Source organism: Streptomyces griseofuscus, from assembly GCF_014673495.1.
GTDB lineage: Bacteria > Actinomycetota > Actinomycetes > Streptomycetales > Streptomycetaceae > Streptomyces > Streptomyces murinus.
Genome location: NZ_CP051006.1, coordinates 2,405,911 through 2,428,187, shown reverse-complemented (window position 1 = coordinate 2,428,187; position 22,277 = coordinate 2,405,911). Strand labels below are relative to the sequence as shown.

The following is a 22,277-nucleotide window of genomic DNA, read 5'->3' as shown; positions in this document are numbered from 1 at the left end:
TGGTGGTCGGGCCGGGGCGGAGCTGTGGCGGGGTCTTCTGGATCGGGAAGGCGGCGACGGTGGGACGAAGCGGTGAGGTGGCGGGCGCCGGGAGGTGCCGGTTGCCCCGATCGGTGGTGGGTCGGATCCGTCGGGCCGAGGTGGGCCGGTGTCGGGTCAGGCCGGTGGGGTGCGGAGGGCCAGGACCGCCATGTCGTCGTGGCCGTCGCTGGGGTGGTGGTCGGCGAGGGCCTGGACGAAGTCGTCCAGGGGGAGGGAGGCGTACTCGGTGGCGAGTTCGGTCAGTTCGGCGAGGCTCTGGTCGATCGGGTGGTCGGGGTGTTCGACCAGGCCGTCGGTGAAGAAGACCACCGTGGCGCCGGGCGGCACGAGACAGGAGTGGTCCGGTCGGGGCAGCCCGGGGTCGACGCCCAGCGGCAGGCCGGGATCGGCGAACAGGTACTCCGCCGGACGGCCCGGCGCGAGCAACAGGTGTGGGACGTGGCCGGCGGTGCTCCAGGACAGCCGCCAGCCCCCCTCGTCCGGCTCGATACGGGCCAGCGTGGTGGTGGTGATGGGGTTCTCGGTGATGGCCTGAAGGGTGTGATCCAGTTGGGACAGGATGGTGCCGGGCGCGCTGCTCCGGTCGAACAGCAGGGCGCGCAGCATATTGCGGGTGGAGGCCATCGCGGCTGCGGCCGGCAGATCGTGGCCGACCACGTCCCCGATGACGACCGCCACGACATTGCCGGGCAGCGGGATGGCGTCGTACCAGTCACCGCCGAGCTGGCTGGGCTCGGCGGCGGGCCGGTAGACCGCGGCGGCGGTGAAGGGGCGCAGATCGGGCAGGGTGGGCAGGAGCAGGCGCTGGAACTGCTCGGCGCCCTCGCGGACCCGTTCGAAGAGACGGACGTTCTCGATGGCGATGCCGGCGGCGCCGGCCAGGGCGATGACCACGCTCTCGTCGTCGGCGTCGAAGGGCTCTCCGTCCTGGCGCTCGGAGAGATAGAGGTCGCCGTAGATCTCGCCGCGGACGCTGACGGCGACGCCCAGCAGCGTGCCCATGTACGGATGGTTGGGCGGGAAGCCCACGGAGGCCGGATGGGCGGCGATGTCGTCGACCCGCAGCGGCTCGGGATGGTGGATCAGCTGGCCGAGGACGCCCCGGCCGTGGGGGAAGTCGGTTCCCGCGAGGGCGGCCCGTTCCTCCTCGGTGAGGCCGGCGGTGATGAACTGCTCCAGCTCGTCGCCGGAGGGGGCGAGCACACCGAGGGCTCCGTAGCGGGCACCCACCAGGTCCATGGCGGTGGTCACGATGCGGTAGAGGACCGAGGGCAGCTCGTTCTCGCGGGTGATGGCGACCACCGCGTCCAGCAGACCCTGGAGCCGGTCCATGGCATCCAGCAGGCCGCGCATCTGCTCGTCCATGCGGCCCAGCTCGGTCCGCAGGCGGATATGCAGATCGGAGTCGTCCGGCTGCCTGGGCGACGCCCCGTTCTCGGGCCCGGCCATCAAGGGCTCCCCACGGCGGGTCGTCCGGTCCCGGAGCGGCACATTGCGCCCTCTTGGGGTGACCCTGAGTCATCAGGGGCTGAGGCGGGGCGCGGCGAAACTGGCCTTTCGGTCATCTGTCAAAAAATAGGGCAGTGTGCGCCGCCCCGCCGCTCGCCCGGGGCTGCGACACGCGGACGGACCTCGAAACATGTGCGCGGCGGCCGTCCCGGCCCGGTCTCCCGGGCTCTCGAACGCGGCTGGATACGACCGAAGCGGAAGGGGTAACTCCCAGGTCAAACAGGTCAGTTGAGGCGGTCACGGAGCGTGTTTCGCTGTGCTAGCCTCTTGGATTCCGTCCATGACTTCGGCCCCAGGGGATGTGGGCCGTCAGAGCGTTCGAGGCGAAGCTCATGCGCAGAAGCAATCCGGGACGAAGGCTGCACGACGCGGTGGTGATCGTGCCAGGCATCATGGGCAGCGAGCTCAGGGAGGCCGGGACCGGCCGGAAGTTATGGGGGGTCGGAAAGCTCCTCGCCTACACCGCGCGGGCCCACACCGAGCGGCTGCGGCAGCTCGCGGTGACCGAGGACGAACGTGCGGGCCGCACCGGACGCGTCGAGGTGACCGGGCTCCTGGAGAGCTTCGAACCGCTGCCGGGGTTCGGCTCCGCCCACCCCTACACCGCGATGGTCGCGGAGATGCGGCGCAGCGTGGTGGACTCCGCCGCCCTGCTCTCCTTCCCCTACGACTGGCGGCTGTCCGTCGAGCACAACGGCGCCCTCCTCGCCGCCGCGGCCCGCCGCCACTTGGACGCCTGGCGTGCCCACCCCGAGCACCGGAAGTACCTGGCGGCCGACCCCGAGGCGGGACCCGCCCGGCTGGTCTTCGTGGCCCACTCCATGGGCGGCCTGCTCACCCGCGAGGCCCTGCACCTGGACCGCACCCTGCGCGACGACATCCGCGTGGTGATGACCGTCGGCACCCCCTTCAACGGCTCGGTGAAGGCCGTGCTGATGCTCAACGCAGGCAAGGGCCTGCCACTCCCCGTGCCACCGGGGATCCTGCGCCAGGTCGCCGCGACCATGCCGGGGCTGTACGACCTGCTGCCCAGCTACCGGGCCCATGAGGTGGACGGCGACATGCGGGTGCCGGGTGTCGAGGACATCGTGGCGCTCGGCGGGCGGCGCGAGCTGGCGAAGGCGGCCGTGGAGTGGCGTACCAGCCGGGCGGAGACCACGCTGCCCGAGCATGTGACCGTCGTCGGCATGGGCCAGAGCACCTGGACCAGTTACCGGCTCGCCGACGGTGTCGCGCTGTTCGACCGGTACCTCTTCAAGCGCTACAACGACGGGCGGCTGCTCCTGGACGCCGAGGGCCGGCCCCAGCGCGATCCGCGCACCGGGGACGGCACGGTGTACCAGTACGCGGCCCAACTGCCGGGCACCGAACGGCCGGTGCACTTCTATCACGAGCACGGCGACCTCATCCGTACCCGCAGTGTCCTCGACATGGCCTCCGGTCTGATGCACGGGCTGCGGCATCCGGAGGAGCGGGGCGCCATGCTCGGGGACGAGGCGCGGTACGAGCTGCGCGCGCCGGAGTGGTCCGCCCTGGGCGAGCCCTTCGCCATCGAGGTCGACGGAGTCGCCCGCGGCGCCGACCTGGAGTGCAGGGTGCGCGGGGTCAACGGCCTGGACGAGTTGCTGACCCCCGCCCTGCGCCCGGCACCGGGGCGCCCCGGTGTGCTGGCGGCCTCGTGCATGCCCGGTCGGCCGGGGATGTACGAGGTGGAGGTGACCGGCGGCGAGGAGCCGAAGCGGCGCCTCGTCCCGGTCCTCGACATGGTGCACGACGGCTGACGCCATGGCGGCGGAACTCGTGTCGGCGGGGCGGGAGCCGACAGTCGTGGAGGACGGTCCCGGAGCCGTGACCGGCACCGGGACCGTCGGGCCCGCGCCGCCGGGCGCGCCCGGGTCACAGGCATCGCCCGCGTCACCCGTCGTGCCGCGGCAGGGCGCGCAGGTCCGGGACGGGACGGTGGCGGAGGCGTTCGACGCGCAGATGGTGCCGGTCGGGCATGTCGCCGGGTATCCGAAGGCGGACACCGCGGCGGAGGCGGCCGCCGTACTCGATGTACTGCGGCGGATCGGGGGACAGCCGGCGCTACGGTCCTCCGTCGGGCCCGGCACCGTGGACTCCCTCGGCGCGGCCGACGACGAACTCGCGCGCTGGTCGGGGGAGTACGGCGAACCGGGTGGGCGCCACCCGAAGGAACGGCCCTCGGCCCTGGTCTGGCTGGGGCACGGCCGCCGGGGCACCATGGGCCCGGCCCTCCTCGTGCCCGGCTCGGCGGAGCGCGGGGACTACGCACAGCTCACCCCCGATCTGTTCGCCCACCATCTCTACGCCGAGTGGGGCAACCGCCGTGCGGCGGACGGGCATTGGGCGATGGTGGTGATCGAGGCGTGCAAGTCGTCGGACTTCGCGAAGGTGGTGCGTGAGCGGTTCGACCGTTCGGCCGCGATGGACGACGCCCCCTACTCCATTCTGCTGATCGCGACGGGGAAGGACGCGGCGCAGGCGTACCTGGGGACGTTCCGGGAGACGCTGGAGGACTATCTGGGCGCGCTCACCAGCCATGATGTCTTCGAACTCCATGAGCTGCGCCGGTTCTTCAAACAGGCGGGCCACTACTGCGAGTTCGGCGGTGAGTCCTGTGCCGAGCTGAAGCTGCTGGTGCGGGACCGGGTGCCGTTGCCCGGGGTCACCACGGTTGCCGAACAGCGGCGCAGGCAGCAGGAGTTCGACGCCGAGCCCGTGCCCGTGGCCGGGGCCCGGGCGGTCGAGTCCCCGGAGGAGCGGGAGCGCGCCGGGTATCTGGAGGTCGTACCGCGTTTCACCGGGCGGGAGAGCGAGTTGGCCGAGGTGCTGCGGTGGGGCACCGGGCCCGGACCGGAGTGCGAGCGGGAGCGGGTGCTGATCGTGCCCGGGGCGCCCGGCGTGGGCAAGTCCGCGTTCCTCGGACAGGCGTTACGGCGACTGAGGGAGTCGGGGGCCCGGGTCGGGGCCGTGCTGCGGCTGACCGGGAGCACCGTGGCGGAGGTCCGCGACCGGCTCCAGGGGATGGGGGTGAGTCGGGCGCCCGGAGGGGAGTGGGGAGCGGATTCCCCGGAGTCGGCCGAGCGGATCCTCGTGGTCGCCGACGCGCTCGACGAGGCGCGGGATCCCGTGCCGACGGCCCAGTTGCTCCTGGCGGCGACGGAACACCCCCGGGTGTCGTTGATCATCGGCACCCGCAGAGCACCCGGCGACGACGGTGATCCCGAGGGCGCCCGCATCGATCTGCCGACGGTGCTCGGCTCGCACACCGGCAGGGCGCGGGTGCTGGAACTCCTGCCGGACCCGGTCGCGGCCGGTGCCTACGCCGCCGACGGGGTGCGCAGGACGCTGGGAGAGAGCGCGGGCACGCTGCCGCAGGGGGCCGACCCCGGGTGGGCGGAGGTGGTGGCCGAGACGGTGCGGGCGGCCGTCGAGCAGCATGTGCGGGAGGGGGACTGGCAGTTCCTCCAGGCGGCGTTGCTGGTGCAGGAGATCGAGGGGAATCCGGGGGTCCTGTCATCGGACCCCGAGGCGTGGCAGGCGCTCCTGAAGCTCCTGGACAGGGACCGTTCCGGGCTGTTCGGGGCGGCCGTGGCGCGTATCACGGCGGAGATGCCGATGGCGCTGCCGTTCCTGCGGGCGCTCGCGCTCGGTCATGGCCGGGGGCTGCCGCGTGCGGACGGGATCTGGCTGCGGGCGGCGAGCGCACTGGCCGGGCAGGGCGGGTGCGCGTCGGACGAACGGACGCTCACCGAGTTCCTGGGCAAGGCCGCCGCCTATGTGCTGCTGGACGGCGAGGACCGGCGCAGTGTCTACCGGCTGGCCCATCGCACCTATGCCGAGCGGCTGGCTGCCGAGGTCACCGCCGAGCAGCGGCTCGCCATGCTCACCGCCCTGCTGGAACTGGCCGCCGACCAGGTCGCCGAGGGCCGGCCGCCGAGCCCGCACCTGGAGAGTCGGCTCGCCGAGTACGCGGCCGACTGCGGCGCCCCGGGATGGCGGCGACTTGCGTGCTACAGAGGTGTGTTGGACCGGCTTCGGGTCGCCGCGCTCTGCGGGCTCGCGCTCGCTCCGGGGCGCCGGGGTGGCGGCACGGTCCCGACCGACCTGCCCATCGAGATCCTGGGCACGGTCACCTCGGCGCATCTGATCGAGCGCTCCACGCCCGCCGACCGGCCCGGACTGCGTCAGCTCGGCGGGCTGCGGGCCTGCGGTGAGCCGCACCCGGCCGGGGACGGCGGGGCCTGGGAGGTGTGCTGGGGCGCGGTGCGTCGTACGCCACCGCATCTCCAGCTCGACGCGGGGCAGATGGTCACCGCCGTCGCCGCGCGCCCCGACCGGCCATGGCTGGTGAGCGGCGCCCGCGACGGCTCGGTGACGCTGTGGGAACCCTGGCGCACCCACGCCCCGGTCCTGCTGACACGCGGCTCGGACAGCCCGGTCACGGCGGTGGCGGCCAGCGATGTGCCGGGGCCGGCCGACGACGCCTCGGGGACGGCCGGCGCTGCCCCGGGCGGGGCGGGTCCGGGCCTGGTCGTATCGGCGCATGAGGACCGCACGCTGCGGATCTGGCACCCCGGCGCCGAGACCGATGCCGGTGCGGGCGAGCGGGTCGTGGAGGCGCCCGAGCCGGTGTGGCAGCTGGTGGCGCTGCCTGATGGACGGTTCGCGGTGGCCGGGGAGACGGGCCGGGTGGCGGTCCTGGACCCCGGCGCGGACGGGGACCCGGGAGGCGCGCGGCTGTCACCCGCGCCGGGCGCGCCCGGCAGCGATGTGGTCGGGCTGGCGTCGGTCACAGGGCCCGAGGGGGAGTCCTGGCTGGCGGTGGCCGAGCGGGCCGGGGATCTCGCGCTGTGGGAGGTGGCCGGGGAGGCGCCGCGGCTGCTGCACACCATGAGCCTGCGGCGTCAGCTCGCGGCGCTCACCGCGATGGCCGGTGCCCAGCTGGCGGTGGCCTGCGAAGACGGTTCGCTGTGGCGGTGGGACGCGTCGTCAGAAGGGCATGCGGCGGTGGAGCGATTGAACATCCCGGGTCCGGCGTTCAGGGCGGGAAGCTCCACGACGCTCGCCGGATGGCAGGGGGCGGACGCCGGCTGGACGGTGCTGTGGGGTGACCCCCGGGGCCTGTGGGCCATGACGGTGGACCAGCCCCGTCGACCGGTCGGGGGCGGGGCGGGAGCCGGGGTCCGTGCCCTCGCGGTGCTGGCGGGGCCCGACGGGCGGCGGGTGGTGGCGGCCGCGGCGGAACGGGGTCCGGCCATCCACTTCTGGGACCCCTCGGCGCATCTGACCGGCGCGGCGCGGGGCGCCGAGGTGCCGTTCGGCCGGATCATCGGGATGCACCGGTACGTCACCGAGGAGGGGGCCGAGGCGTTGGCGCTGTGTCATGAGGTGCGGACGTCGGGGCGGACCGAGAGGGTCGTACGGCTCCTGGGGGCGGACGACGGCCGGGAGTTGACCGGGGAAGCGGACCGGGCGGGCGGCCGCCCGGGATGGGACGGCACCGAAGGCCGTCGGCCCGAGACCGTGACGCATGCGCACCAGGGAGACATCAGCGGCTTGGTGGCGCTGCGCGGGGCGCCGTACCGAGGGATGTGGGCGAGCGCCGACGACGACGGCGAGGTCCAGCTCTGGGCCACCGATCCGCATGCCGCCCGGCGCCTCACTCCCGGCCACCGCATCCGGCTCGGCTCCCCGGTCCTGGGCCTGTCGGCGCTCTCCGGCGGACGGCTCGCGGTGGCCTTCAAGGACGGCGTGGTCGTCCTGTCCGTGGCGGCGGCGGGGAACCGGGAGCGGGACACCGGCGCCACCGAGAGCTCCAGTCCCAGGGACGACGAGACGGGGGACCAGGATGGATGAACCACTGGCGGAGCTGGACGTGGAGGACCAGATCAAGGACCTCTTCACCAGCGGGCGGGCGGTCTACGCGCCCGAGGGCGGCGGCTGGGAGCTCGACGGCGCGGTCGAGCATGTCATCGACGGATGGCTGACCCGGTTCGTACTGCGGGCCCCGCACGGCGAGGAGCCGCCCCGTGAGGTGTCGCTCTTCCATGGAGTGGACGATCTCGCGGGCGAGTTGTGGGACCACGAGGTCCGGAATCTGCTGCGGCTGCGGATGCTGGGGCATCCCGCGCTGCCGGAGATCGTGGACGGACGGTTCGACAAGACGAACCGCGTGGCGTTCATCATGACCCGCAAGGTCGGGGGACCGCTGGCGGAGCAGGACTGGGCCGATGTACGGGAGTGGGTCGGCAGGTACCCGGTCGTGGCGTTCGAGCAGTTCAGCCTGCTGGTGGACGCCCTCAGCCAGCTGCACGGCACCCGGATCGTGCACCGCAATCTGACCCTGGGCGCGATCAGGCTGGCCATGGAGCCGAGCCGGCCGGAGCGCGCGGCCCTCGCCCTGACCCGGTTCGAACTCAGCGCCCTGCTCAAGAACTTGCTGCACCACGTCGCCGGACCGGACGACCATCGCTCCCAGGGAGTACGGGAGTTGTTCCTCGCCCCGCCCACCGACGTCCCGCCGGCCCGCCATCTCGCCTACCTCGCGCCCGAGACACACCCCTCCCTCCTCGGCAAGGTGCGCGTCCGCAGACTCGACCACGGCAGCACCGATGTCTTCGGACTCGGCGTGCTCGGCTGGGAGTTGTTCCTCGGCGCCGTCACCGAGCTGCTGCCCGAGGAGTGCGCGGCGGTCGAGCGGGCGCCCGAAGAGCGGCTCCCCGAGGCCCTGGCCGCACTGCACACCGCGATGCGCCGGGCACTGACCACCACCACCGGCGTGCCGCGCCGGCTGCGCGAGGTACTGGTGGACATGCTCGACCCGTCCCCCAGCGGCCGTATCTCCTCCTTCGACGCGGCGGCCACCCTGCAACGCCATTGGACGGAGATCACCCTCAGCTTCGCCCCGGTGGAGCAACACGACGAGAAACCAAGGCTGTTGGCGTTCATGCCGGAGAAGTCCGTACAGACGGTGTACGAGAACCGGGGCTGGACCGACCACCGCCCCGACACCCCCGAGGGCTGCCGGGAACTACAGACCTTCCTGGAGGACGAGCTGCGCCAGGCCCAGCTGGTGCACAGCCCGAGCGGCGCCCAGGGCTTTGTGCACGGCGACTCGCCGCAGTCCCAGGCCGAGGCGGAGTGGGCGCTCATCGGCAACCAGGCCGTCTGGTTCTGCGCGTTCCACTACGACGAGGCGATCACCGGCCGCCGCCGGAAGGTCCACAAGGACACGCTGGTCATCAAGTACCTGGTGGACAAGCGGTACGCGGACGACCTGCTGACCGCCTGGCCCCGGCGCAGCATCGGCAAGGTCGACCTCGTGCCCTTCTGGGTCGGCCAGAGACTGGACAAGAGCGGCGAGCCGCGGCCCTCATGGGAGGAGCTGACCAAGGCGGTCGTCACCGAGCGCGCCGTGGACCACCAGGGCTCGCAGAAACTGCTGCGGTCCTACCGGTTCATGCTGGAGTACCAGGGCGTCGCCCTCCGTGCCCGCCAGTACCCGTATGTGCTGGCGCGCTCGGAGGAGGGCGACGCGATCGTCCTCACCCAGGACCATGAGCGCGACCGCCGCTGGCTGCACGGCGACCCGCTGCTCACCTCCTACGCCCAGCCCGGACGCCGGCCCCCGCTCGGCGACTTCGCCCGGCAACTGCTCACCGAGAACGAATGGGCGCGGGTCACCCTGGTGGAGGACCGCACCGGCCGGGACGGCCACCCCACCGACCCCTACTTCGGCGGCCGGGCCGTGGAGGCGCGGCTGAAGGTACGGCTGGACGCGGACTCGGTGCAGATCCAGCCGCTCAACGGCCGCCAGGTACCCGAGCGCGGCTGGCTCCGCCCCGACGAGGACCGCGGCACCGAGATCCAACTGCGCCGCGAGGCACGCGGACTGGACTCCCTCGCGCACAAACCGGGACTGGTGCGCATCCTGGACGCGCCGGAGGCCATCGAGCTGCGCAACAGGGGAGTCACGAGCCGGGACTAGAGCGAGCTGCGCGGCAAGGGCCAGGCCATCGTCTCCAACATGCTGCGCTTCCACCCCTTCTACGCCCTCCAGGGCCCGCCCGGCACCGGCAAGAGCACTGTCGTCGCCAAGGCCCTGCGGGACTTCCTGGAGATGGAGCACGGATCCCGGGTCCTGGTGAGCGCCCAGTCGAACGACGCGCTCGACCAGCTCGCCGAGAAGATCCTCAAGGAGCTGCGGCCACGCATCGAGGACCGCTCCCTGCTCGCCCTGCGCGAACTGTCCCTCAGCCAGGAGCGGGAGGAAGCCCGCAGCCCCGTACGGCAGCTGACGGCGGCGGACATCGTCGACGACCTCGTGAGGCATATCGTCCGCCGGGTGGAACTGGGCTGCGAGGGGGCGCGCGGGGAGGACGAGAAGCGGCTGATGAAGCGGTGGGCCGACCTCGCGGGCGACACCAAGCTGGAGCTGATCGAGCGGGTGAAGTCCGGCGCCGACATCGTCTTCGCCACCTGCTCCATCGCGGGCAAGCTGTCCGAAGAGGTCAGCGACCCCAGCGACATGTTCGACTGGGTGATCATCGAGGAGGCCGCCAAGGCCTGGCCCACCGAGGTCGTCATGCCGCTGGTCCGGGGCGTGCGCTGGACCCTGGTCGGCGACTACCAGCAGCTCGGCCCGCACCGCGCCCAGGACATGCAGAGCTTCCTGGAGGGGCTCGCCGCCCACGAACACGACCGGATCCAGGCCCACTTCGCCAACCAGGACGCCTACCTGGACCATCTGCACATGTTCCGGCGCTTCTTCGAGGGGCACGACCCGCGGCGCACCGCCTCCGCGCGGCGCCCGGTCGACGTCCTGGTCACCCAGTTCCGTATGCACCCCGACATCGCCGCGCCCTTCGCCCGGGCCTTCTACCCCGACGCGGGCCCGACCGGCACCTTCCTGACCTCGGACCCGTTCATCGACCAGATCCACGGCCGCACCGAGCCGCCGTACGTGACGAACGCGCCGCTGGTGTGGCTCGACACGGCGCGGCACGACGGCTGCCGCGACACCCCCTACTGGGGCAACGAGGGTGAGGCGGAGCTGATCGACGACCTCGTGGCCCGGCTCGGTCTCGCCCACCGCACGGACCCCGGCGGCCTCGTCGTCATCACCCCCTACCGCAAACAGGCGGGCATCCTGGAGGCCAAGGGGCTGCGGGGGCGGGTGCACACCGTGCACTCCTTCCAGGGCGGCGAGGCCGAGGTGGTGATCGTCTCCCTGGTGCGCAGCGCCGTGCGCGGCGAGGGCACCCGCCGGAACATCGGGCACACGGCGCAGCCCGAGGTGGTCAACGTGATGCTGTCCCGGGCGCGCCAACTGCTCGTCGTGGTAGGGGACCTGGCGCATTTCGAGCAGTACGGCGGCGCGGACTGGGGGACGGTCATCCAGGCCTTCCGGGACAGCGGGGTGATCGTGGACGCGGTCACCGAGGACATCACCGGCGGCCGGCGGGCGGTCCTGCCCCCGCAGCGGGACGAGACGTCCGAGGACGCCGCCGGAGCCATGGCAGCGGAGGACGCCGGTGAGTGAGACGACCCTGGTGGCCCTGCCCTGCCGGGTGATCACCCTGAGGGTGGAACTCGGTTCGGAGGAGGGCGCCTCGACCCTGGAGGAGCTGGTGCTCGCGGCGGTGGCCGGCGGCCGTACCACCGTCGACTCCCTCGGCGACCTCTTCTCACTGCCCCGACGGCTGATGCTGGACGTGGTGCACGCCCTGTGGAGCCGGGGCTTCCTCGCCGTCGACTTCACCTCCCACACCCTGGAGGGCACCCCGGCCGCCGAGGCGGTCCTCGGCGACGGCGACGGCGCGCAGACGGTCGCCACCAGCGTGGATGCACGCAAGTTCCTGTTCGACCCGGTGACCGAGACGATCCTGCCCTACCGGGACGGCAGCGTCCGGGCGCCACTGGGCGCCCTGGAGATGCCGGTGGCCCGGGGCGTCTCCGCGGAGGACCTGCCGCAGACCGAACTGCTGCGCGCCGTCCGCCGGGCCGTCGCCGAGGACCGCCGCGACCGGGGCGTGCGCCGTCGGGTGCTGAACGTGTCGTTCACCAACCCCGTGCTCAGCCCGCCCGAGGCGGTCCGCTGGAGCACCGTCGAGGTCGTGGTGAAACGGGACCCCGGCAGCGGGCAGATCGCCGCGGTGCCCGTCGAGGCGCCGCCCGGCTGGGGCCGCAGGGGCGCCCAGCTCTTCCAGGCGCACATCACCCATCTGCTGCACACCAGGCCCGAGAGCGCCTTCGTCAAGAAACTCCTGAACCGCCAGGTCCCGGAGGTCGTACGGCCCGACACCCTCAAGGAGCTGATCCGCGACCTGGAGCAGCTCGCCGAGGGACTGGACGACGCACCCGAACTGCCGGACCTGCCCGGCCGGCACCACGCCCTGGAGATCAGAACGAACCAGCTGCGGGAGCAGATCTCCGAGGCGCGCAGGTCCCGTTGCGGGGCCCAGCGGGTGGCGCCCGGGGCCGGGGTCGGCTATGTCGTCGGCGATCTGATCGACCGCGCCGAGCACCAACTGGTGCTGGCCGCGCCCACCATCGCCTACGAGGCCCTCAACCCGCTGCTGCCCGGCATCGAGGAGGCGCTCAAACGGGGCGTCACCCTGGTCCTGCTGTGGGGCGATCACCCCTCGGCGAAACTCGAACCCCGGTCCGAGACCGCCCTGTTCGACCTGAAGGCCCGCTACGCGGGCAAGGTGCTGCTGGAGAAACGCAGCAGCTCCAGCGCGGCATCGCTGCTGATCTGCGACAACCGCGCCGCCTACGTCGGCTCCCGCGGCTTCCTGTCGGCCGAGACCGGCGCCGGGGTGCTCGTGGAGCCCTCCGAGGACACCGACACGCCCCCGCTGTGCGTGGCCGACCTGCTCAGCTGGGTACGCAGGGTCTACCCCTACTGGGACACCGCGCAGAGCATCGCCATCGCCCCCGGCGACTTCGGCCGCACCGGACGCGGAGTCCCGGCCGAGCCCGCGCGCTGGTGGCGATGGGGACCCCCGGAGCTGCCGGAGGGGTGGGACGAGGACCCCGTCGGCTTCCAGGTCGGCTGGGCGGCCGCCTGGGGACGGGTGCTGCGCGAACTCGTGGACGCGGTGAACGATGTGCACCGGGGCGCCGACCCGGTGGTGCGCGCCGTGTGGGACGGCGCGTACGCCGAGGTGGTCGGCCGCCTCGTCGCGAGCGCGGGCGAACGGCTCGCCGTCACCGACGACCGCGCCGAGCACGAGGCCTGCGACGAGACCCTCGCCCTGCGGCTGCGCCGGCTGCGGGAGGCCGGCGGCGTCGTGCACCTCCAGCATCCCTCGCTCAGCGGCGGCCGGCGCACCGCCACCGCGTACGACGCCCTGCTCAAGGCCCTCAAGACGGACGGCACCCTGCGCGTCGGCAAGGCCAGGGCGCGGGCGGTGCTCAGCGATCACGAGATGGTGGCGGGCAGCCACCACCCCGTGGGACATGGGGCGACACGTCCGGGGCAGGGCGCGGTGGCACAGGTCGGGCTGCACATCGTGGGGACCTCGTTCACCGCGGACTTCGCGCGGGAACTGGGGATCCCGGAGTGGTTCGGAGCCGCGGGGGACTCCGGGGGCGCGGGGCCGGAGTACCACCCCACGGCCGGGGTGTTCGCCGCCATCCCGCTGGACGACGACCCGTGGACGGCCCTGGCCCAGCGGGAGCGCGCGGGCCGGGGCGCGGAGGAGCTACGGCGGTATGCGGCGGCGTTGCTGATGGGCCAGGGCAGCGGGGAGAGCCAGGGCGATGCGGAGGGTCTGGGCGATGCGGAGGGCCCGGGCGGCACCGAGGACCAAGGCGCGGATCCCCACCACGCCGACCCCCTCGCCGTCCCCCTCCACTCCGGCTCCCACCCTGCCGATCCCCACCGCTCCGACTCCGAGAGATGGTCGCGCTGGCTCCTGGAGGACGCCTGGCGGCGGGGCGCGTTCATGGAGGCGTACCTGCTGACCCCCCTGCTCGGCGGCGGCCCCGGCGCGCTCTCGGTCGAACTGGCCGCCGTGGCACTGCCGTTGGAGCACGGCCCCTTCGGTGAGCAGCTCTTCTTCAGTGCCCTCGCGCTGGAGGCGGCCCCGCCCGAGCAGCGCACCGTCGCGCTCGCGGGCGCCGTCGCCGAGATGCTGCTGCACGGCGGCGACACGGGCCGGCTCGCCTGCCGCCATCTGACGGAAGGGGCGCCCGCCGAGGGGCTGCCGACGGCCTGGCTGGAGCTGGCGCGCGCCGCCCGCGCCTGCTTCGAGGCGGCACCGGCCCCGCTGCCCCTGCACGACGTCGACGAATGGGCGGCCGGCCAGGAGCGCTCGGCGCGTACCGACGAGCGCTGGGCGCGGCTCGCCGCCGAGGTGGACGACTTCGAACAGGCCAAGAACCACTTCAGCTTCACGGACGGCCAGAAGCTGCACCGCGCCCTGTTCCGGCCGGACGGCCTCCTCGCCGAGGTCCGCGAGATGGCCCACGATCCCCGGCCCGCCGACCGCTGGGTCCCGGTGATCGAGGGGCTGCCGCAGGGCGAGCAGGAGATCCGCACCCAGCTCGACCGGATGTCCGCGGATCTCGGCCTGCGCAAGATCGAATGGAGTAACCACTTCGCCTACGCCCGCCGTCTCGCCGAGTTCATCGCCGAGGCCAGGTCCCTCGTCGCCCGCACCGAGGAGGGGCACCAGGGCCCGGCTGCGCTCCGACTGAGCGCAGCCCAACGGCGGTTCGCCCTGCACCTGGACGATTCCTGGCATCAACTGGTCAAGGAGGCGGACGAGTTGGGCGAACCGGCCTGCCATCCGGCCAAGGCCCTGCTGGAGGCGCTGTCCGCGCTGCCGAAGGCCGGGAAGGAGAACGCATGAGCGCGCCGAGCCACGACAGCCAGGTGCGGAACCATCTGGACGGCGCCCGGCATCTGCTCGGCACCTGGCCCGGCCGGTTCCGCTATCCCGAGGTGCTGGCCCTGCTGGCGCGCCGGCAGTCGTCGTACGGCCCCGAGGACGCCGTCGAGCTGGCCCGCGCGGTCCTCGCCCGGCTCGGCGGCCGCCCCGTGGGCGTCGTCTGCGAAGAACTGCTGGAGCGGGGCGAGTTCGACGCCGCCGAGTATCTGCTCGCCGGCTGCGGGGAGCTGCGCCCGTACGACGCCGAGCGGCTGGCCCGGCACCTGGAGAGCCTGCGGGTGCGGGCCGCGGAGCTGGTACGGCAGCGGCTCGGGGCCCTCGCCCGGCGTGCGCAGGGTGCGGGCGTGGCATGGCGGGACGACCCCGCCGAGACCGAGGCGCTGGTGGAGCAGGCGCGCTCGGGGCGGCCCCGGGTCGTGGCCCGCCTGGACACGCTGGCCGACGATCTCGAACGGCGCATCGCGGACGCCGCGGGCGAACTGTCCGCCCGGCTCGCCCCGATGGAGCGTACGGGGGCCGCGGGCCGGGCTGCCGCCCGCGTACAGGCCCTGCTCGATGCCGGGGAACTCGTCGCCGCCAGCGCCCTGTTGAACCGGGAGCCGCCCGGCGCCCCCATTCCCGAGAGCATGACCGCGCCGCCGGTCTGGAAGGCCGAGTGGGACCCGCGTCAGTTCCTCGACTGCCACCTCAACCCCGGCCGGCTGCGGCCTCCGGCGTTCGTGGACTGGCGGGCGGCCGACCGTGAGGGACAGGAACTGCTCGCGGCGTACGGCAAGTTGGAGCACGATCCGTCCGCCGGGGCGGCCGCCGGGTTCGCCGACGCGCTGTGCCGCTTCCTCGGGGAACCGCCCGGACCGATGACGGCCACGCCGGTCGAGCACAGTTCCTTCCATCTCGCCTACCTTGACGGCCTGTTCGGTGGCCCGGCCCTGTCCCGGCTGCACCCCACCGGACGCGTCGACCTGTACGTCGGCGGCCCCGGCGCGGTCGGCCTGCCGGACACCGGTGAGGGCGAGCGGCCCTGTGTGGTGGTCGGCCCCAAGGTCGAACCGTCCGGCTACACCGACCGGCGGCCCACCGCGGTGCTGACCCTGCGGGACCTGCTGCGCGTGGTGGTGCTCACCGACGTATCGGACCGGGCCGCGGCCCTGCTCGGCGTCCTCGCCCCGCAGTGGCCGGTCTCGGCTCTCGCCGGGCACAGCGGCTCCGAGCTGGGCCGGATCCTGGGCGGCGAGCCCGATGTGGCCTGGCGCACCCTGCGCTGGATCAGCCGGCTGTCACTGGGCTGCGGCCCTGCGGCCGTACAGGCCATGGAGCACTGCACCGGCATGGACCCGTATCTGCTGCTGGTGATGCTGCGGTACGCGCAGGACCCGGTCGACGGCACGGACCCCGTACGGCGCTGGACGGCGGCCGAGGGCGGCTGGCAGCGGGACGAGGCGCTGACGCATGCCCTGCGCGAGGAGCTGACGGCCCGCTGCGGCGGGCCCGCGGCGGAGGCGGCCTGGTGGGCGGCGCTGGCGGCGAGCGACGCGGTGGGCGGGCAGGTCGGCCGGGAGGAGGCGGCGGACATGGCGGAGGCGTGCGGCGCGGAGCCCTGGGTCAGGGAGCGCGTCCTGGCCGCCGTCGACGAGCTGGTGCGCCGCGGAATGCTGGCCGTGGCGGACGGCGCGGAGCTGCGGGTTCCGCTCAGCGGTGTCGTACGGGCGCTGCGCGCGGAGGCCGAGCAGCAGCTCACCGTGCTGCTCGGCAGGCTCGCCCTGGAGCGGGAGGAAGGGGGTGAGGGGCCCAAGGCGTGGCACCTCAACCGCTACGCGACCGTGCCGGTGTACGCCCGCCTGCGTGAAACGCCTTCCACGTATGAGGAGTTCGCCGAGGAGGCCCGACTCCAGCTCGCGGAAGAGGACTTCACCCCGGCCGGGACCCTGGACTCCGAACCGGCCGTGCTACTCGCCTCCCTGGGGCCCGAGTTCGCGGAGGCGTACCCCCATGTCCGGCTGGATGTGCGCTGCCCGCCCGGGCTGCGGGTCGCGGTGCCCGAGCCGGTGCTGCGCGCGGTGCTCTACGAGGTGATGGACAACGCGGCGGAGGCGCTCGCCGGGCAGGACGGGGTGCTCCAGATCCTGGTGGAGCGGGAGAGCCCCGAGGTGCTGGTCGTCCTGCGCGACAGCGGCCCCGGCCTGCCGGAGCGGGCCCGCTCGCGCCCGGCACGGATCTTCGGCCCCACCTGGACCACCCGGGGCGACGGCCGGGGCCGGGGCCTGCACCGGGTACGCCGCTTCCTCCAGTCCCGCGCCACGGACGACGTCTCCGCCGACATCGAGGTCCTCGACCCCGACAACCGCGCCCTGACGGGAGCGGCATTCCGCCTGGTCCTCCCGGAACGCGACAACTGACGCACCGCGCTCCCTGCCCGCCCGGCGGGTCCTCCCTCCCGGGCTGCGCGGCCCGGCCCCGGCGCTCGGGGGCCTCACTCCTCCCGGCGAGGCGTCGTCGTTCCGGGCGTGCGCGGCCCGGCCCGGCCGACCTCGGCGGGGTCTTGTCGTTCCGGGCCTCGGCTCTCGCCGGCTCGACGGGGCCTCGTCTGTCCGGACCGCGCGGCTCGGCTCTCGCCCGCCCGACGGAGCCTCGTCCTTCCGGGCTTGTGCCGCCCGCTCGCGCGCGTGCGGTGGCCTTTGTCCTCGCGGGCCTGCGCAGATCAGCTGTCGTGTGCCCGGCGGGGGCGGAGCCTTCGGCAGTCGTGTTGATCACTGACTGTCTGGAGGTCCGGGGTGCCGGTCGAGTTTCTGACGGATGAGCAAGCCGCGAAGTACGCGGCGTATGACGGGGCGCCGTCCCGTAGGGAGTTGGAGCGGTTCTTCTTCCTGGACGATGCGGATCGGGCGCTGAACGAGCCGGAGCGGCGGGCACACAACCGGCTCGGGTTCGCGGTGCAGATGACCACGGTGCGGTTCCTCGGGGGTGTTCCTGGACGATCCGGCCGACGAGCCCGGCTACCGGCGGCAGATCAAGAGCCGGGCGAACCTCCAGGAGGGTCGCCACTCCCTCGCCCGGAAGATCTTCCATGGCCGGTCCGGGCAGCTCTACCAGCGCTACCAGGACGGCATGGAAGACCAGATCGGCGCCCTGGGCCTGGTCCTCAACGCACTCGTGCTGTTCAACACGCGGTACATGGACGCCGCGGTGAACCAGCTGCGTGCGGACGGCTTCGACGTCCGTGACGAGGACGTGGCCCGCCTCTCCCCGTTCGTGCGGCATCACGTCAACATGCTCGGCCGGTACTCCTTCCAGCTTCCCGACCTGCCCGGCGGCCCGCGTCCGCGGCGCGATCCGGATGCCACCGACGAGGAATGTCCCGGTCCCGCGCCGCCGGATGGGAGGACCCTGGAGCTCCGCAGGTGGCCGCAGGCGGTTGGAGCGGTTCTTCGGGCAGGTGTCGCCCGTCAGGGCTGCCGGGTCGACGGTGTGCTGGTGGATTGCGCGTTCTGTTCCCGTCTGGTCGTGGCGGACCAGCTGGCGAGTAGCTTCAGGCCGTCCTCGGCGGCGGTTTTGGGGGGCGCGCTGTAGACGACCACGCTCAGGCCGCTGTCGTCCGGCAGGCTCATGGTCTCCTGATCGAGTTCCAGTTCGCCGACGAGCGGATGGTTGAGGCGTTTGGTGCTCTCGCGGAAGACATGGACGTCGTGGGAGCCCCACATCACGCGGAAGGTGTCGCTGCGGGTGGACAGTTCACCGATCAGGTTCGACAGTTCCCGGTCGTAGGGGCTTTTCCCCGCCTCGACGCGTAGCGCGCCCACGGCGAAGCGGGCCATGCGCTCCCAGTCGGTGTAGAACCGCCTGGCTGCTGGATTGAAGAACGCGAACCGGGCGACGTTCGCCCCGCATGTCGGGTCGGCGTACATCTCCGAGTACAGGGTCCGGCCCAGCGGGTTGGCGGCCAGCGCATCGAGGCGGTTGTTCATCACGTATGCCGGCATCCCCGGCATGCCTTCGACGATCCGCGCCACGCTCGGCCTCACCGTCGGCCGGACCTCCCGCTGCCGTGCCCGCGCCTTGGGCGCCGGTCCGGCGGCGCGGGCGAGGTCGTACAGGTACATGCGCTCGGTGGCATCCAGTCGCAGTGCCTGGGCGAGGGCGTCCAGCACGCTGTCGGAGACACCCCGCAGGTTGCCGCGCTCCAGGCGCGTGTAGTACTCGACGCTCACCCCGGCGAGCGTGGCGACCTCGCCCCTGCGCAGTCCGGGCACCTGCCGCCGGCCGTAGGTCGGCAGCCCCGCCTGCCCGGGGGTGATCCTCTCGCGTCGGGAGCGGAGGAATGCGCTGACTGCGTCCCGGTTGTCCATGCCGACCAGGGTAGGCAGGCCGCGCGAGGGGTGGGGGGTCCCTGCCAGTACCCCTCGCAGCAGAGACTCCCCGGTCACGGCGGTCTGCCGTTGCATGGTGCGTGCCCCGATCCCCGGGGCCCGACCGGTGCGAGGACACAGGCCCCCCGGCCGGCCGACCTTTCTTGTACCGGAAACAAACCTGAAGGGCACGCGAGATGAGCAACCAGATGAAGACGGTGACGGAGAGCCCCGCGGAGGTCGTGCGAGGGCTGTATGACGCGCTGAGCAAGAACGACGTGCCGGGTGTCCTGGCCAAGCTCGACCCTGAGGTGATCGTCGACGAGCCGACCCAGCTCCCCTACGGCGGCGTGCACCAGGGCCGCGAGGTGTTCGTGCAGTCGATCCTGGGCGCGATGATGGGCTACGCCAACGTCGCCATCACTGATGCCGAGGTGTTCGAAGGCCCGGCCGGCGTCATCGGAACGCTCACCGGAACGCTCACGGCCCACACCACCGGTGAGGAATTCCCGCTGACCATGGTCGAGATCCACCAGGTCGAGGACGGAACGGTGCGCAAGATCGACGTCTACACCAAGAACCCCCACGAAATCGCCGCGTTCTACGCGCGCGCCGAGGCGGGCACCCGCTGACGACGGCACCCCTTCACGAGTCCGGCCGAGTTGCCTCACGGCAGCGCAAGCAGCTCGGCCGACTCATGCCCAGGCCCAGGCCGTCGCAACGATGACCCCTGTCCGCATCAGCGACACCGCGACCAGCCACGCGCACCACACAGCGAAGGACACACCATGACCACCACCTGGTTCATCACCGGCACCTCCTCAGGCTTCGGGCGACTGCTCACCGAACGCCTCCTGGCCCGTGGCGACCGCGTCGCCGCCACGCTCCGCCGGCCCGAGGCTCTCGACGACCTCCGCGCCGAGCACGGCGACCGGCTCTGGACCGCCCAGCTCGATGTCACCGACACCGAGCAAGTGCGTCGCGTCGTCACCGAGGCGTTCAAGACCCTCGGCACGATCGACGTCGTCGTCAACAACGCCGGTTACGGCGTCCTCGCCTCCGTCGAGGAGGCATCCGACGAGCAGATCCGGCGCGTCATCGACACCAACCTGCTCGGCTCGATCCAGGTCATCCGTGCCGCCCTCCCGCACCTGCGCGCCCAGGGCCGAGGCCGCATCCTGCAGGTGTCCACCGCGGGCGGTCAGACCACGTACCCCAGCCTCGGCTACTACCACGCCTCCAAGTGGGGCATCGAGGGGTTCTGCGAGACCGTCGCCCACGAGATCGTGCCGTTCGGCCTGGCCCTGACCATCATCGAGCCGGGTGCGACCCCCACCAGCTTCGGCACGTCGCTCGACATCGCACCGCCCCTGCCCGAGTACGAGAACACCCCCGCGGCCGACACCCGGCAGGCGTTCCTCGGCGGCCACTTCCCGGTGCCCAACAGCGCGGAGAAGCTCACGGACGCGATGATCGACCTCATCGACTCCGGCGCGACCCCGCTCCGCCTCCCGCTCGGCCCCGACACCTACGAAGACGTCCGCGCCGCCCTCACCGGCCGGCTCGCCGAACACGAGGCTCATCGCGACATCGCCCACTCGGTGGCGGCCACAACCGCCCGGTGACCGAGGCCAGGCGTCAGTCGCCGACGACGACGAGTGACCAAAGCGGGTTCGCCGTACTCGGCGATGTATGCCGCGCGGTTCTCCGCGATGATCGCCCGGCCGCCCTCTGCGGTGAGGTGGTCGACCGAGGAGACGGCCGGCACTTGCCGCCCGTCGGCGTTGGACGTGATCAGTGCGATCCGGCGGGCCAGTTCGGCGACGACGCTGGGAGCCGACTCGACCGGACCCCGGAGGACCTTGACCGACTGTGCCTCTGGCGGCGTGGGCGCTCAGAGCCGCGGCGAACGGCGGTACGCGTCCGGCCGTGGTGTGGCTCACGGTAGGGCACACCGCTGACAGCAGGGTCAGCGGCGCGCGTCGCCGGGGGCCAGCAGACTGGTCAGCTCCGAGATCGCCTCGGGGGACGGCTTGAAGGAGCGGCGGACGTTCTCCGGCTTCTTGTGCCGCGACTTCACCATCAGCATCAGCAGGGAGGCGCCCTGCTCGCCGAGGTGGGTCAGGGCGCCGGTGCCCGGCCCGCGTACGGCGGTGTGCTCGTCCAGCGGGGCTCGGGCCTGGCCGCAGGAGAGCCGGGCCAGGCCGGTGTCCGGGCACACGTCGCGCGGGCTGACGACCTTCCCCGGGCCGGGGCGGCGGTGGGTGACGAATACGGGGCCCCGGGTCCGGCCGCGCAGTAGCCGGGGTAGGAGCCGGGCGGTGCCGGCGTCCCAGTGGACGGTCTCCAGTACGAAGTCCTCGCGCGCCCGGCCCCGGCGGCGGGCCTTGCTCCGGGCGCCCTTGGCCTTCACGGGACAGCGGCGCGCGGCGAGGTCCAGGTCCTCGATGTTCACCCCGAGGATCTCCTCCGCGCGGGCGGCCGTCTCGTAGAGCATCCGCCACAGTGTCTTCTCCCGCAGGTGGACCTCGCGCCGGGCGATGAGCCGGTCCACGGCCATCTTCGAGCGGGCCGGGGTCTCGGAGTCCGGCACCGCCAGCCGCTTCGCCCAGGCCGGGACCGCCGGGCCGTCGTAGCCGTATTCCTCGCACCAGCCCAGCCACGACAGCACCGCCGCCCGGCGGGCGTTCCAGGTGTTGACCGCCGCGGTACCCCACAACAGTTCCAGGGCCTCGCCGATCTCATCGTCCGCGACCGACCCCAGCGGTCGGCCCTCCCCGATCCGGTCGGCCCTCTTGCCGACGCCGGTCGCGTAGCTGCGGACCGTGTTTCGGTTCCGGAGCGAGTCGAGGAAGGCATCCGCCACCGCACGGACGGTCAACGCCTTTCCGGCCGGCAGTTGCACGACGGTGGGCACCGCTTTCCTCTTGCTACAGATAACAGGGCCGCTTCACGCGCGGCCCGGAGAGCATCACCGCAGCTCACGAACCATGCTCCCGCAGATAATGGGGCGTTATCCGTGGGACGACTTCAGACCGGTCCCGCGACCGACGCTCCGTCAGCCGCCCACCAGGGGCGATGGAGGCTTAGCGCCGGTTTTCGTTCCGATGTTCCTCAACCCCCGTTTCGGCTTCGGGCGGGCCGGGCTCTCCCATCGCGGCGGGTCTCGCTCTTCCCGGCTTGCGCGGACCGGCTCTCGCACATTTGACGGCCCTTGCCCTCCCGGGCCTGGGCAGCAGCCCTCGCGTACCCGGCGGGGTCTCACCGTTCTGGGCCTGCGTGGGCCAGGGCTCTCGCCTCTCGGTAGGTCCTCGTTCTTTCTGGGCCGGTGCGATCGGCCCCGGCCATCCGGCGGGGTCTCGCTCTTCCTGGCTTGTGCGGGCTCGCGCTCTCCCCTCTCGGCGGGGCCTTGTCGTTCCGGGCGTGCGCGGCCCGGTCCTCGCCCACCCCCACGGCCCTC

11 protein-coding genes and 1 pseudogene are annotated in these 22,277 nt (G+C 72.9%); 9 read left to right on the top strand and 3 right to left on the bottom strand.

Translation table 11 applies throughout. The features are described 5' to 3' along the window. Nucleotides 1–156 precede the first annotated feature (156 nt). A complete protein-coding gene (locus HEP81_RS10610) occupies nucleotides 157–1,491 on the bottom strand; it encodes a PP2C family protein-serine/threonine phosphatase (protein ID WP_078967290.1) in 1,335 nt (444 codons plus the stop codon). A 392-nt stretch (nucleotides 1,492–1,883) separates the two neighbouring features. Here HEP81_RS10610 and HEP81_RS10605 point away from each other — a divergent pair, with 392 nt between their 5' ends. From HEP81_RS10605 to HEP81_RS42650, 7 genes and pseudogenes are all read left to right on the top strand, one after another. Continuing rightward, complete coding sequence (locus HEP81_RS10605; RefSeq protein ID WP_157854413.1) at nucleotides 1,884–3,332, top strand: lipase/acyltransferase domain-containing protein; 1,449 nt, start codon at nucleotides 1,884–1,886, stop codon at nucleotides 3,330–3,332. A 4-nt stretch (nucleotides 3,333–3,336) separates the two neighbouring features. Further along, nucleotides 3,337–7,431: a WD40 repeat domain-containing protein gene (locus HEP81_RS42135; protein WP_037654220.1), complete on the top strand. Its 4,095-nt coding sequence runs from the start codon at nucleotides 3,337–3,339 to the stop codon at nucleotides 7,429–7,431. Beyond that, on the top strand, nucleotides 7,424–9,562 hold the full coding sequence (locus tag HEP81_RS10595; protein WP_190275977.1) for a serine/threonine protein kinase: 2,139 nt from the start codon (nucleotides 7,424–7,426) through the stop codon (nucleotides 9,560–9,562). The genes HEP81_RS42135 and HEP81_RS10595 overlap by 8 nt, the downstream gene beginning before the upstream one ends. Before the next feature lie 39 nt (nucleotides 9,563–9,601). Continuing rightward, nucleotides 9,602–11,116, top strand: coding sequence for a DEAD/DEAH box helicase (locus HEP81_RS10590; RefSeq protein ID WP_190275976.1), 1,515 nt, complete (start codon nucleotides 9,602–9,604; stop codon nucleotides 11,114–11,116). After that, entirely contained in the window at nucleotides 11,109–14,435 is a 3,327-nt protein-coding gene (locus HEP81_RS10585; protein WP_037654224.1) for a phospholipase D-like domain-containing protein, read from the top strand. The genes HEP81_RS10590 and HEP81_RS10585 overlap by 8 nt, the downstream gene beginning before the upstream one ends. Then, nucleotides 14,432–16,870, top strand: a complete 2,439-nt coding sequence (locus tag HEP81_RS10580) for an ATP-binding protein (protein ID WP_037654227.1) — start codon at nucleotides 14,432–14,434, stop codon at nucleotides 16,868–16,870. The genes HEP81_RS10585 and HEP81_RS10580 overlap by 4 nt, the downstream gene beginning before the upstream one ends. A 375-nt stretch (nucleotides 16,871–17,245) precedes the next feature. Further along, nucleotides 17,246–17,774, top strand: a pseudogene (locus HEP81_RS42650) (Tn3 family transposase); the annotation flags it as partial. 143 nt (nucleotides 17,775–17,917) lie between these two features. Here HEP81_RS42650 and HEP81_RS10570 read toward each other — a convergent pair. Continuing rightward, nucleotides 17,918–18,817 (bottom strand): helix-turn-helix domain-containing protein, encoded by a 900-nt coding sequence (locus HEP81_RS10570; protein ID WP_037654387.1) that lies wholly within the window; start codon nucleotides 18,815–18,817, stop codon nucleotides 17,918–17,920. A 197-nt stretch (nucleotides 18,818–19,014) separates the two neighbouring features. Here HEP81_RS10570 and HEP81_RS10565 point away from each other — a divergent pair, with 197 nt between their 5' ends. Both HEP81_RS10565 and HEP81_RS10560 read left to right on the top strand, forming a co-directional pair. Further along, nucleotides 19,015–19,449 carry a nuclear transport factor 2 family protein gene (locus tag HEP81_RS10565; protein WP_051850079.1) on the top strand — a complete coding sequence of 145 codons (435 nt, stop codon included), beginning with the start codon at nucleotides 19,015–19,017 and terminating at the stop codon, nucleotides 19,447–19,449. Nucleotides 19,450–19,605: 156 nt separating this feature from the next. Next, nucleotides 19,606–20,442, top strand: coding sequence for an SDR family oxidoreductase (locus HEP81_RS10560; protein ID WP_037654229.1), 837 nt, complete (start codon nucleotides 19,606–19,608; stop codon nucleotides 20,440–20,442). A gap of 344 nt (nucleotides 20,443–20,786) precedes the next feature. On the opposite strand, the gene HEP81_RS10555 is transcribed toward HEP81_RS10560, so the two are convergent. After that, a complete protein-coding gene (locus tag HEP81_RS10555) occupies nucleotides 20,787–21,734 on the bottom strand; it encodes a site-specific integrase (RefSeq protein ID WP_037654232.1) in 948 nt (315 codons plus the stop codon). Between the last annotated feature and the right edge of the window lie 543 nt (nucleotides 21,735–22,277).

Bases quoted from the DNA above. Each gene is read 5' to 3' on its own strand.
- HEP81_RS10610 (WP_078967290.1), bottom strand. From the start codon at position 1,491: ATGGCCGGGCCCGAGAACGGGGCGTCGCCCAGGCAGCCGGACGACTCC.
- HEP81_RS10605 (WP_157854413.1), top strand. From the start codon at position 1,884: ATGCGCAGAAGCAATCCGGGACGAAGGCTGCACGACGCGGTGGTGATC.
- HEP81_RS42135 (WP_037654220.1), top strand. From the start codon at position 3,337: ATGGCGGCGGAACTCGTGTCGGCGGGGCGGGAGCCGACAGTCGTGGAG.
- HEP81_RS10595 (WP_190275977.1), top strand. From the start codon at position 7,424: ATGGATGAACCACTGGCGGAGCTGGACGTGGAGGACCAGATCAAGGAC.
- HEP81_RS10590 (WP_190275976.1), top strand. From the start codon at position 9,602: ATGCTGCGCTTCCACCCCTTCTACGCCCTCCAGGGCCCGCCCGGCACC.
- HEP81_RS10580 (WP_037654227.1), top strand. From the start codon at position 14,432: ATGAGCGCGCCGAGCCACGACAGCCAGGTGCGGAACCATCTGGACGGC.
- HEP81_RS10570 (WP_037654387.1), bottom strand. From the start codon at position 18,817: ATGGACAACCGGGACGCAGTCAGCGCATTCCTCCGCTCCCGACGCGAG.
- HEP81_RS10565 (WP_051850079.1), top strand. From the start codon at position 19,015: ATGAGCAACCAGATGAAGACGGTGACGGAGAGCCCCGCGGAGGTCGTG.
- HEP81_RS10560 (WP_037654229.1), top strand. From the start codon at position 19,606: ATGACCACCACCTGGTTCATCACCGGCACCTCCTCAGGCTTCGGGCGA.